The sequence below is a fragment of the Paenibacillus sp. FSL H7-0756 genome (assembly GCF_038006765.1).
In the GTDB taxonomy this organism is placed as follows: Bacteria; Bacillota; Bacilli; order Paenibacillales; family Paenibacillaceae; genus Paenibacillus_AQ.
The window spans coordinates 808,265-821,017 of record NZ_JBBOVT010000003.1 but is presented as its reverse complement, the minus strand read 5'-3'; the positions used below and the strand labels follow the sequence as shown (position 1 = coordinate 821,017).

Sequence of the window (12,753 nt, the reverse complement as noted above, 5' to 3'; positions counted from 1 at the left end):
TATCAGGAAGGAAGATGTTGTAATGACGAAACCATATCCTCTGAAATTTCAGCCGGAGTTCAAAGAACGTGTCTGGGGAGGCCGGGCGCTGGAGAAATTCGGCCTGGATCTGCCGGAAGGCCATATCGGCGAAGGCTGGATGATTGCCGATCATCCGAACGGCACCTCCTCTGTAGTCAACGGCGAGCTGGCCGGACAAGGCCTGGATGCCATCCGTGAGCAGTTCGGGCACGAGTGGTTCGGGAGCAAGGGAATTACGGAAGAAGGCGGACGATTCCCGCTGCTGATCAAGCTGCTGGATTGCAACGATAACCTCTCCGTACAGGTTCACCCTACGGATGATTATGCCGGACTTCCCAAGGGAGAGCTGGGCAAAACCGAAATGTGGTACGTACTGGACGCCAAGCCAGGCGCCAAAATCATCTATGGTCTGAAGGAAGGCGTCACCCGCGAGATGCTGAAGGACGCGCTGGAGAACGGAACGGTTATGGACAGCCTGCAGGAAGTGACTGTAGCTGCCGGTGACTCCTTCTATATCCCTGCCGGGACTGTACATGCATTGTGTGCAGGAGTCGTTGTAGCAGAGATCCAGCAAAACTCTGACACTACATACCGGATTTACGATTATGACCGTCCGGGTCTGGACGGGAAGCCGCGCGAGCTGCATATCGAGGATTCCCTGAATGTGACTGCCTATAAGGGAGCAGGCGCGACTTCGATGAAGACAGATGGTGCTGTGGCCGGGGAATGGCTTAGAATTGCTTCCTCGCCTTATTTTATTGTGGAAAAAGGAATCGTCTCCGGTGAATGGCAGCTCGCCACTACGGATGACAGCTTCACCATTCTGGTGATCTGTGAGGGCAGCGGCCATCTGATCTGGGAGGGCGGCTCCCAGCCATATGCAGCGGGCGAATGCTATCTGCTTCCGTCCAGCCTCGGCGCTTACAGTATTGAAGGACAATCTACAGTGCTGCGCTCTTATCTGCCTTAAGCAGCCGGACTGCGTTTCACTTGGATCAGAAGCAACAGGTACTCTTTACGCTAGGAATGCTGAATTTCACTTTCAGGAGGACAGGCGATGACTGAGAACACTTTTACCATGACTGATCCCTTAGATGTCAAAATCCATGTCTATGAATGGCTGCCGGACGCGGGAACGGAGATCCGGGGGATTGTGCAGATTGCACACGGTATGTGTGAGACGGCTGGGCGGTATGCCCGGTTCGCCTCGGCGCTCACCGCAGCCGGTTATACTGTGTATGCCAATGACCACCGGGGACATGGCCTTACCGCCGGCAGAGTCAACCTGCTCGGCGACAGCGGGGAGAACGGCTTCTACTGGATGCGGCGCAATCTCCTTCAGCTTGCAGAGCTCGCCTGCTCCCGGCATGAGCACGTGCCTATCTTCCTGTTCGCGCACAGCATGGGCTCATTTCTGGCTCAGAAGCTGATGTGCGAGGAAGGCCACGAGATCTACAGCGGCTTCATCCTCAGCGGCACCAACGGTCCCCGGGGTATGCTGCGGCTGGCAGAGTCCCTGTCGAATGTGCAGTTAAGGCTCCAGGGAGACCACCACCGCAGCGTGTTGCTGAACGGAATTGTATTTGGCGCATATAACCGCTCCTTTTCTCCGGTCCGGACGGCTTTTGACTGGCTCAGCAGCGACCCGGAGGAGGTGGACCACTTCATTGCCGACCCGTACTGCGGGGCGATCTGCACCACCCGCTTCTTCCGGGATTTCTTCCATATGCTGCGGGAGCTGCATACCAGGTCCACACTTCAGCACTTGTGCAGCGACAAGCCGGTCTACCTGTTCGCGGGCGAGAAGGACCCTGTGGGGATGAACGGCCAGGGGGTGATACGTCTGGCTGAGTTATACCGGAAGCAGGGGCTTCAGGATGTGGAATGCAAGCTGTATCCGGGAGGCCGGCATGAGATGCTGAACGAGGTCAACCGGGACGAGGTCACGGCCGATGTGCTGGACTGGCTCGCCCGCCACCTGCCTGCCGAATCCATGCGGCTTCAGCCTACGGCAGATTAGTTTTTACAGTCCCCACCAGGGTCAATGGCGTAGAACACAATGTATGCTGTTTTTCACATACATTTGTCCATATACCTACTTATGAGCACAATGTATGCTGTTTTTCACATACATTTGGTCCATATGCCTTGCACCAGCCATTGTATTCGGTTGTAAGCACCGTCCTTTTAAAGGGCGGTACCGTTTCAGAGGGAAATATAAGGATAAGTTGTCGTGTGAAAAATAGAAATTCTATATTCAAAAGAGAGGCACTCCGTCAGGTAAGGGATGCCTCTCTTTGAATTGTGCGGGTTAAGAACCCGCTGGGTGATTGCGCCAAGCGACAAGCTTCTCCTTCAAAACTTGCTTATAGGCCTGGAGCGCATACGTAGAATTATTTACTTTTGTCTTATTCATACTTAACAGGTTGTATATGTTTTCTTCCAGCTTGCTTCTGCTCTTAAGTACCTCCAGCGTACCTTCTAAACCCCGGTGTCCCTGTCTCAAGCCACACCCCTGTGCGGTGTAGTACCGGATGAACCCTTCCGACCATTCAAGAGGTCTTTCGCGGACAGCTTTGCGGAAAGCCAGCTCCAGATCGTCCTGTTCAATCACAATCAGCAGCGGGTTCAATGGCTTAATAATGGCCTCCAGCTCCTGAATGTAGCTTATCATGTACTCCTCGGCTGCATCATGCCTGATCATCCCCATAGTCACAGGATTCTGAATAAAACAGCAATCAAACACATACGTATCCGGCCCCCGTAAGGCACTCTCCGTAAACTGCCTCCACCTTGCTGTAATCAGCTTCCTGTGCTGAGCCAGCGGCAGTTCATATACATCCTTCCGGGTCAATCTGTCCATCCATTCCTTCGGAAGGAGAGGACCGTATTCATTTATTATTTTCAGGTATCCGACCAGATAATTGTTGTCTTGACAGGTAGTGTGCGCACTTAATACTTCCCCCGGAATCCCACTGGTTCTGAACATCTCATCATATTCTGCTAGGGTAAGGCAAGCTATGCCCTCATAATCAGCGGGATGATCCAGATTCCCTTCCAGGACAAGCTGAGCGCCCATATTCATCTCCGTAAGAATTTCGTAAACCAGCTGTGCCGCTGTGGACTTCCCGAAGCCGGGCAGACCCTCGATTAAGACTAATTTCGGTTGTTTCATATATCGTTCCCCCATTCACTCATTAGGAGGATAGGCAGGTTAAGAGCCATAGAGATGCTATTTCCGGCAACAAAAAAAGATACCCTTAGATATCCGCAGAAGTCGGTATACGAACCATTCACCCTGCATACCCTGTAAGTCGACAGAAAGGCATGCCTAATAGCATAGTGATCTCCACTATTGCCGGCCCATCCTTCAGTTCATTCACACTTACAGAGTAATCCACATGATAGTGTTTATGCTCCTTTACTGGCATCTCTTTATTGATCGTAACACTGGAGAAGGATAAATACAATTAGGTGTTCATTCTAGTATACTCACTGATTGAGGCATGTGGAATTTCTGCTTTTTCTCCTACCAAGGAACCACTGTAAGCTCCGGCCATTTGGACCTCCATTTCTGCGTCTTCGCTTCGTAGATCTTCTCGCTGATCAGTGCTTTGTTGGGCCGTAGAATTAATTGAAATAAATCCTCCAGACCAAATGGGGCATAAATCTTCCATTCACCGTTTAGCTCAAGCCTTGCTCCCAGTGAGGTCACCGTAGTCGGCCAGCTGTCAATTGCTGCTTCCAGGGAGAGGTAGGGGTTAATCTCCACACCGAACTTCTGGGGGTACCACAGATGGACCCTAGCCTGATTTTTGAGATCGACTGGAAGGACAATACCGTCAAAAAGCTCCCTGCCCTTCGCAACCATCTCATCCTCAGCAGCGTAGCTCAGATCCGATGAATCGTAGTAAATAAAATCGATGTCACTGATTCCGTATCCCGGCGACCGTCCGGTAAGTTCATTCCACACTGTTTGCACCAGGCATCCTGCGCCAATGTAGTAAGGAACTGGAGCCAATCCTTGGGCACGCTTGAAAATATCCATTAGCAGTGTATCGCGGGTAAATAGCTCCATAAGACGGTTATGCAGTACGTCCCCCTCATACATCAGCAGAAGCCTCAACAGGCTCAGAGGATAGCCCATATTGCAAAATCAGCTGTGTTCCTTTGTTTCCGCTCCGCCGCAGACCATGATCCTGAAATCCGGCCCGGAGATATAGCTGACTGGCGGCGGTATTGCGTTCATTCACAGCCAGCACAATTTGCCGGGATTCAGGGTAGTAGCGGCGGACAAGATCCGGCAGCAGCAACATCGCTGCTTTAGCGAACCCACGGCCCTGGCTGGCATGGTCCATAAGGAAAGCGCGCAGCAGAACTGCATCGGCATAGTCTGGAAAGAAATCGGCCATGCCCTCACCAGTGTGGAGGATGAAGAAGCCCACAGCCCGTTCTCCGCAGGCAATGACCACTCCCTCCTTACCGGCATCTTCCTTGATATCCTGAAGCGTCTCCTCCGGCAGTCCAGTGAACTGCAACTGCTCCGCTGGAAGCTTAAAGCCAAGTAACTGGTCCTTGAATTGCTCCCCATGCTCGTCACCGTACCTAAACAATGATATGTGTTGCTCCTGACTCAACGGTATGCCCCCCATAGGTAACTAACTCAGAAGTCTTCTTTCCGCAAAAGTTCAGTTTGCGCAGGTTATCGGTCCACGTGCCCACGCGGCGCCGAATGTGATCGGTTTTTCGATTACATTTGGCCGATGCCCGGATGAGATCAGGTTACTCTTCCCTACAAAGGCAGCGTATAATACTGCGCCCGCTGGCTCTCATCCTGCTGATACAGGACGACCAGCAGCGTGCGGCCTTCGCTTGCCCCAGGGTGCGGATCGCTATGGGCCGCCGCTGGCACACCACCGGCCACTGCTGCCACAGAAGGCAGAAGATCTGCCTCAGCAGCAGCCACGCCTCCCGCTCCAGCTCGCCCGCGTTCTGCCGGGGCCGATGCTGTAACCGCCGCGTGTATCTCCCCACCGTCCCTGTTCCCGGCTTCAGCCTGCGCACCCGCCTCAGCGTCAAGCTCCCCGTCATAGCGCAGTCCGCTGATCGAGTCCAGCACCGGCGCAAGCCGGAACGGCAGCTCGTCGAGCACGATGAACTTCTGGAGCTCCCGCTCGCTAAGTCCGGCTTCCGCCAGCTTGGCCGAGATCAGCTCCGGCTGACTGGCGATCTGCTTCAGGTGCTTCGCCCACTCTGCTTTATCAAGCACATCGTCCCACCAGATCTTGCGGGGCTTGTACTTGTGGGCGAGGAAGTAGTCCAGCTTCATCAGGCCGGTGACAATGTCCATCGAGGCCGTGCCCCGGTCCGTCAGGAAGTCATGCAGCCGGGTGAACAGATCCTCCAGCTGATGCCCGATCTTCTGCCAGCCCCGCTCTTCCCAGTAGTCCCCGAACTCCTGGAAGAAGTCGAACGGGGACGGGAAGACATGGCGGATCAGGTACTTGACCGAATGAGCCAGCCGCTGGCTGTTCCAGTACTTCTCCAGCACATCCTCCAGCCGCTTGAGCCGGATAATATCGGCGAACGGCATGACATGGCTGCTGAGAATTTCGTATGGCGCATGCTCCATATACGTGTAGTCGTATTTGGCAGCCTGGGCGCGCAGCCCGGTGCCGCGCAGCATTTTGAGGAAACCTAGCTGCAGCTCCTCCGGCTCCATGGCGAAGACGTCATTGAAGGTCTTGCGGAAGGTGGCGTAATCCTCCATCGGCAGTCCGGCGATCAGATCAAGATGCTGGTCGATGTTGCCGCTGGCCTTGATCTTCATCACCGTGCGCGACAGCTTGGTGAAGTTCTGGCGGCGCTTGACCAGCTCATTGGTCTCATCATTCGTAGACTGGACGCCGATCTCGAAGCGGAAAACGCCCGGAGGGGCGTTCTGCGCCAGGAAATCCAGCACCTCGGGACGCATAATATCGGCGGTAATTTCGAACTGGAACACGCAGCCCTGATGATTATCGATCAGGAACTGGAACATCTCCATCGCATAATTGCGGTTGATATTGAACGTGCGGTCCAGGAACTTAATGACCTTGGCACCGCCCTCAATCAGATAGAGCAGATCAGACTTCACCCGTTCGATATCATAATAACGCACGCCCACCTCAATGCTGGACAGGCAGAACTGGCAATTGAAGGGACATCCCCGGCTTGTCTCAAAATAAACGATACGCTTGCTCAGCTCCGGCAGATCCTCCGCGAAGCGGTGTGGGGTCGGCAGGGTGTTCAGATCGCTTTTGGGACGGGGAGGATTGACGATCAGCTCTTCCCCCTTGCGGTAAGCCGCACCGTATACGAAATGGTACTTATGTTCGTCCCGGATCTCCTGCAGCAGATGGTGGAAGGTCTCTTCCCCGTCACCGTTCACAACGAAGTCCACTCCGGCCTCCCGCTTCATCCAGTAGAGCGGCTCATAGGATACCTCCGGCCCGCCCAGCACGATCTTGACCTCCGGCATGACCTGCTTGAGAATTCCGACCAGCTTGATGGTCTCCTCGATGTTCCAGATGTAACAGGAGAAGCCAATCACATCCGGCTGCTTCTGAAAAAGGTCAGACACGATGTTCATCGCGGGATCTTTGATGGTATATTCCGCCAAAAGGATATCCTTGAACTCATGCTCGCTATACGCCTTCAGCAGCCGGATCGCAAGCGAAGTATGAATATATTTGGCATTTAATGTGGCCAGGATGATTCTCATGCCTTATAACCTTCTTTACATGTCATTTTGAAAAAACTCCAGGAAGGCCTTGCCGTACTTCCGGTACTTCACTTCACCGACACCCTTCACCCTCAGCATCTCCGATTCCGTCTGCGGGCAGACCACGCTCATCTCGCGCAGCGTCGCATCATTGAAAATGATGTACGACGGCACATGCTCGCGCCCCGCCAGCTCGCGGCGGATCAGGCGCAGCTGCTCGAACACCGTCTCGTTGACCGCAGACGGCGAAGTATCGCGCGAGCGGCTGCGGTCCCGCGTGCCGGAGGTGACCAGCGTGCGGGCCACGCGCTGATGCACCTGGCGCTGGCCGCGCAGCACCTCGGCTGCCAGCGGCTGCAGCCGGACCACCGGATACTGGCCTTCGGACAAGGCCAGATAGCCTTCCGAGATCAGCATGTTGATGATCTCGGTAATCTCCTTCTCGCTGCGGCTGGACATAGCGCCATGGGTCGGCAGCTTCTCGAAGCCGTATTGCAGCACCTTCTGGTTACGCGAGCCCTTCAGCACGGAGGAGACCAGCGCCACGCCGTAACGCTCCCGCATCCGGTGGATGCAGGAGAAGATCTTCTGCGCTTCTACAGTGATATCTACCAGCTCACGCTCGTCAGTACAGGAGCTGCAGATCCCGCAGTGATCATCCTCATGACTCTCCCCGAAATAGTCGAGCTGCGCACTGCGCAGGCAGCGGGTCGTGTAGCAGTATTCGATCATCTGCTGGAGCTTGCGGTATTCGTTGGCTTTGCGTTCCGGGTCCTGCGGGTTCTGCTCAATCAGGAACTTCTGGGTCATGATATCCTGTGCACTGAACAGCAGGATGCAATCGCTCGGCTCCCCGTCACGCCCGGCACGGCCCGCCTCTTGAACGTAGGCCTCCATGTTCTTCGGCATATTGTAATGGATGACATAACGCACGTTAGACTTGTCGATCCCCATTCCAAAGGCATTCGTGGCGACCATGACGCGGATATCGTCATACAGGAAGCCTTCCTGGCTGTCCGCCCGCTCCTGGTCGTTCATTCCGGCATGATAGCGCCCGGCAGTGATCCCTGCGGCCTGAAGGCGCTGGTAGAGATCGTCCACCTCCTTGCGGGTGGCGGCATACACGATGCCCGGCTGATGGGCATGCTGAGCTGCATAATCCAGCACGAACTCGCGCTTATTCTCTCCCCGCAGCACTGACATCGCCAGGTTATCGCGGCCAAGGCCGGTCATGAAGACACCCGGCTCGCGCAGGCGCAGCAGCCGGACCATATCCTCCATAACCTCCGGGGTAGCCGTAGCTGTGAAGGCCGCCAGAATCGGACGCTGCGGCAGCTGCTCCACGAACGGGGAGACTGCCAGATAACTGGTGCGGAAGTCATGGCCCCATTGCGAGACGCAGTGTGCCTCATCCACAGCCACGCAGGAGATGTTCAGTCCCGCCATCTCCAGGCGGAACCAGTCCAGCTCCAGACGCTCAGGAGCTACATAGAGCAGCTTCAAGTCGCCTCGGCGGGCCGCGCGGATGCGCTCATTCACTTCTTTGCCGCTCAAGGTGCTGTTGATATAAGCAGCGGGAATCCCTGCCGTCGTAAGAGCATCCACCTGATCCTTCATCAGGGAGATCAGCGGTGAGACGACCAGGGTAAGCCCCGGCTGCAGCAGCGCCGGAACCTGATAGCAGATGGACTTACCGCCTCCGGTAGGCAGAATGCCCAGCGTATCGCGGCCTTCCAGCAGATTGTTCACAATTTTTTTCTGGCCGTCCCGGAAATCGGGATAACCGTAATATTTTTGCAGCTCGGCCTGGGCCTGCTCCATTAATGATCCTTGCATCTCCATGTCTATTCAAACTCCTTAAGGCTTTCTACCTTTTAGTTTACCGGGCAACCGGCTGCCAAGCAACCGCCTGAAGCAGATAAGATAGCACTCCTTCCGGACTTTACACATAGAAATTACATAAAAACCTTACGATCAAGCAACACTTTAGATAATTTCATCCATCTGCCCCATGAAGGAGGTCGCCCGTTTGCAAGACTGGAAAGATAAATATGCCTCCTATATACATAAGCAACAGGCTTCTCCGCCAGAGCCGGAGCCGGCCGGCGGAAGCAAGCTGACAGGAGAGCTGAAGAGCGATCTGCCGGAGCTTCAGGCCAGGCTCGGAGAGAACGGCGATCTGGTCGTACGCGACTTCCTGCTCTTCGGGGCGTATCCTGCCGCCATGCTCTTCTTCTCCTCACTCGTGAATATGGAGCAGGTGCGCGAGCATGTACTGAAACCGTTAATGGCCCCGCCTCCAGCGCAGCTTGAGGTACCGGAGGATACGGGCGCAATGATTCATTATATCTGGAGTACTGCCGTCCAGGTCACTCAAGGCACCACGACTGCCGATCTGTCCGCACTCCCCCAAGCCGCCGTGAAGGGTGATCTGATTCTGCTGATTGACGGAACTCCCGAGGCGCTCCGCATGGAAATGCGCCAGATTGAAATGCGCGGGGTCGAGCAGCCGCAGACGGAACAGGTCATCCGCGGGCCCCGTGAAGGCTATGTGGAGAAGCTGGAGAACAACCTCTCCCTGCTGCGCTACCGGCTCCAGAGCACGGACTTCAGGATTGAGATCAGCCCGCTAGGTGCACGTACCCAGTCAAGGGTGGCTCTATGTTACATTGACAGCGTCACTGACAGCAGTCTGGTCGCTGAAGTCATGCGCCGAATCTCGCTGATTCATACCGACGGCATTCTCGATGCCGGGTACATCGAACAGTTCATCGAAGACCAGCCGCTCTCTCCCTTCCCTCAGGTCCAGAGCACTGAGCGGCCGGATAAGACTGTGGCCGCCCTTCTGGAAGGACGGGTTGCCATTCTCGTCGATGGCTCACCGTTTGCCCTGATTGTTCCCGCCCTCTTCAACCAGTTCTTCCAGACGGTGGATGATTATACGGAACGCTTCATTATGGGCAGCCTAATCCGGATCATCCGGCTGATTGCGTTGGCCAGCTCACTATTTTTCCCGGCGTTATATGTCTCTGTAATCTCTTTCAACCCCGAGCTGCTGCCTACGGATTTCGCTGTGGCGATCTCGGGAGGCCGCGCGGGCGTGCCGTTTCCGGCTGTGCTGGAGGTGCTGATCATGGAGGTATCGATGGAGGTGCTGCGGGAAGCGACGATCCGGCTGCCGCAGATGATCGGCGGAGCATTATCTATTGTGGGCGTGCTCGTTATCGGACAGGCTGCCGTGGGCGCAGGATTGGCCAGTCCGATCACGGTTGTCATTGTGGCTCTGACGACCATCGGCTCGTTCGCCACTCCCGCCTACAATGCGGCGATCGCCCTGCGGATGCTGCGGTTTCCGCTGATCCTTTTGGCCGGTATGTTCGGCCTCTACGGAGTCATGATTGGCACGATTTTGATTCTGAATCATCTCTTGTTCCTGGAGTCCTTCGGCGTTCCTTATATGTCCCCTTACATTCCCGGCAAATGGCGTGATCTGAAGGATACGCTGGTGCGGGTGCCGCTCTGGTGGATGCGCCGCCGCCCCAGCTTCCTGCATGTCCGGGATACGGACAGACTGCCCCGCAGCGTGCCAGCCGCAGAGATTGACCAGATTCTCAGGCAGGGAGATGAGACCGATGAATAATCCGCGCCAGATTACGACTCTGCGCGCAGCAGCCGTGATCACCAGCACCATTATCGGAGTGGGCATCCTCAGCTTCCCGCGTTATATGACCGAAGCAGGCAACAGCAGCGCTCCCCTTGTTGCGCTCTGCGGTGTACTGTTCTCCTTCATCAGCTACTGGCTGCTGGCCTCCCTCTGCCAGCGGTTTCCGCAGGAGACCCTGTTTGTGTTCAGCCGCCGCCTGATCGGACGCCCGCTTGCTGCTATTTTCACTGTGGTAATTATGCTGCTGTTCATTGTACTCACCGGTCTCACCGTACGCCAATTCGGGGATGTTGCCACAACCGTGCTGTACAAAAAAACACCGATCGAAGCAACCATCTTCCTGATGCTGCTCATCAGTCTGCTGTCCTCCAGGCGCAACGTTGTGAAGTTCTCCTATATCCACTTCTTCTATCTGCCGCTGATTACCGGCTCTATTCTGGTCACCATTCTGCTCTCGCTCAAAAATGTGGATATGCTCAATCTGCAGCCTGTCCTGATGCCCCCAAGCTTCCAGTTCTGGAAAGGAGCGCGGGATGCCACCTATCTGTTCCAAAGCTCCTTCGTCATCGTGCTGCTGATTCCATTCATGGAGAAGCCCGGGCATGCGGTTCGTGCGGGGGCCTGGGCCATCTTCCTGTCGGGAGCAATCTACGTGCTGATCGTCATTGCCTCTGTAGGGATATTCGGTGCCGAAGAGACCAAGCTGCTGATCTACCCTACCTTGGAGATGGCCCGTTCGGCGGCTTTTGGCGAGGGATTCCTGGAGCGGCTGGATGCTATCTTCATTATTATCTGGGTCATCTCTGTCTACACGACGATCTACACCACTTATTACATATCTGCCTATCTGCTGCACAAGCTGCTGCGGTTCCGCGACCAGCGGATGGCCTCCACGATTCTGCTGCCGGTGGTGTTCATCCTGGCTATGCTGCCTTCAAATGTGTTCGAATCTTACCGGTGGGCCCTTCACCTCGGCAATGCCGGCATGATGCTGATGTTCGGCTATCCTCTGCTGTTATGGACGGTCTATCTGCTTAGACGCCACAGGAAGAAGGTGACCTCATGAATATACAGCTACCGCGCACACTCGCCCTTCTCCTATTGCTGGCGATAGCCACCCCCCTGCTCAGCGGATGCTGGGATCAGGTGGAGATTGAGGACCGTGCGCTGGTTCTCGGCTTATCCATTGACAAAATCCCTGCAGACGATACGCAAAAAGAAGACCGGGTGACTCACATCCATGATAACTCTCTGCCTACGGAGATGATCAGTGTCACCGCCCAGATTGCCGTCCCGGGCAGAGTCCCGCTGGGCCCCGGCACCGGCGGCAGCGCAGGGGAAGGCAAAACCAGTCCCGTCTGGGTAGTCAGCGTGCGCGGCATCTCCCTCGACGATGCCATGAATAATCTGCAGCAGCAGATTGCCGACCCGCGTTATCTGGTTCACCTGCGGATCATCATCATCAGCGAGGAAATTGCCCGGGGCAGCCTTGCCGAGCTAAATGATTATCTGCGGCGCAACCCGGAAATCCGGCGCAGAACCTGGCTGCTCGTCTCCGAGGGCCGTGCTTCCGCCTTCATGGATGTGAACCCGCCGCTGCAGCGTGTGCCTACTCTTTATATTTTGTCCATGATGGAGAAGTCCGTCTCCTCCGGCAAATTCCCCCGGGATTATATCGGCACCTTCTGGTCAGCGGATTCCAGGTGGGGCCAAAGCGCTTATCTGCCTTATGTGGCACTGCGAAACAAGGATAATATCCTCATTGCAGGGCTGGCTTATTTCAGCGGCGGCCGGATGGCGGGCAAAACGGCCCCGATTGAGATCGGCGGGTTCATGGCGATGCAGGGGATGGACCCCGGCGGCTATTCCACTCTGCTCCGTACGCAGGAGCTCGGGATTGTCATGACCAAGATCAATGAACGCTTCACCCGCACCCGGAGCTATATCAAGGACGGCAAGCCCTGTTTGTCCTATGACATCTTCCTGGAAGGGGATCTGGACGAGCATTACAGCAGTGATGTTCCCGTCAACTCCCCGCAGAAGCTGCATGAGATCGAACAGGACTTCGAAGAGCAGATCCAGACGGTGCTGCACGGGCTGGTGAAGCAGACCCAGAAGGACCACTCTGATATTTTTGGTATGGGTGAACAGATCCGAAGCCATCATCCCGCCTACTGGAGGGAACACATCCACGGCAAAAACGACTGGGAGAGCCTGTACAGCAGTGTTGGTGTAGAGATCAGACTGACTCTGCATATCCGCAGAGTGGGCCTCAAGCATGACTAAGCATCCGCCTATACAAGTA

10 protein-coding genes are annotated in these 12,753 nt (G+C 55.5%); 5 read left to right on the top strand and 5 right to left on the bottom strand.

Annotated elements, in window-relative coordinates:
* Positions 1-22: 22 nt before the first annotated feature.
* Positions 23-991, top strand: a complete 969-nt coding sequence (locus tag NST04_RS29670) for a type I phosphomannose isomerase catalytic subunit (RefSeq protein ID WP_341187456.1) — start codon at positions 23-25, stop codon at positions 989-991.
* An 87-nt stretch (positions 992-1,078) separates the two neighbouring features.
* Positions 1,079-2,041: an alpha/beta hydrolase gene (locus NST04_RS29665; RefSeq protein WP_341187455.1), complete on the top strand. Its 963-nt coding sequence runs from the start codon at positions 1,079-1,081 to the stop codon at positions 2,039-2,041.
* 291 nt (positions 2,042-2,332) lie between these two features.
* On the opposite strand, the gene NST04_RS29660 is transcribed toward NST04_RS29665, so the two are convergent.
* The 5 genes from NST04_RS29660 to recQ all read right to left on the bottom strand — a co-directional run bounded on the left by NST04_RS29660 (position 2,333) and on the right by recQ (position 8,626).
* Positions 2,333-3,196: a hypothetical protein gene (locus NST04_RS29660; protein WP_341187454.1), complete on the bottom strand. Its 864-nt coding sequence runs from the start codon at positions 3,194-3,196 to the stop codon at positions 2,333-2,335.
* Between the two features lie 354 nt (positions 3,197-3,550).
* Entirely contained in the window at positions 3,551-4,099 is a 549-nt protein-coding gene (locus NST04_RS29655) for a nucleotidyltransferase family protein (RefSeq protein ID WP_341187453.1), read from the bottom strand.
* Between the two features lie 25 nt (positions 4,100-4,124).
* Complete coding sequence (locus tag NST04_RS29650; RefSeq protein ID WP_341187452.1) at positions 4,125-4,634, bottom strand: GNAT family N-acetyltransferase; 510 nt, start codon at positions 4,632-4,634, stop codon at positions 4,125-4,127.
* 179 nt (positions 4,635-4,813) lie between these two features.
* Positions 4,814-6,784, bottom strand: coding sequence for a B12-binding domain-containing radical SAM protein (locus tag NST04_RS29645; RefSeq protein WP_341187451.1), 1,971 nt, complete (start codon positions 6,782-6,784; stop codon positions 4,814-4,816).
* Between the two features lie 15 nt (positions 6,785-6,799).
* Positions 6,800-8,626 (bottom strand): DNA helicase RecQ, encoded by a 1,827-nt coding sequence (gene recQ / locus NST04_RS29640; protein WP_341187450.1) that lies wholly within the window; start codon positions 8,624-8,626, stop codon positions 6,800-6,802.
* 187 nt (positions 8,627-8,813) lie between these two features.
* Between recQ and NST04_RS29635 the strand changes: the two genes are divergently transcribed.
* From NST04_RS29635 to NST04_RS29625, 3 genes are read left to right on the top strand one after another with little or no spacing between them, the layout of a single operon-like run.
* Positions 8,814-10,424, top strand: coding sequence for a spore germination protein (locus NST04_RS29635; RefSeq protein ID WP_341187449.1), 1,611 nt, complete (start codon positions 8,814-8,816; stop codon positions 10,422-10,424).
* Positions 10,408-11,514 carry a GerAB/ArcD/ProY family transporter gene (locus NST04_RS29630; RefSeq protein ID WP_341187448.1) on the top strand — a complete coding sequence of 369 codons (1,107 nt, stop codon included), beginning with the start codon at positions 10,408-10,410 and terminating at the stop codon, positions 11,512-11,514. The genes NST04_RS29635 and NST04_RS29630 overlap by 17 nt, the downstream gene beginning before the upstream one ends.
* Entirely contained in the window at positions 11,511-12,734 is a 1,224-nt protein-coding gene (locus NST04_RS29625) for a Ger(x)C family spore germination protein (protein WP_341187447.1), read from the top strand. Before NST04_RS29630 ends, NST04_RS29625 begins: the two co-directional genes overlap by 4 nt.
* Positions 12,735-12,753: the final 19 nt, after the last annotated feature.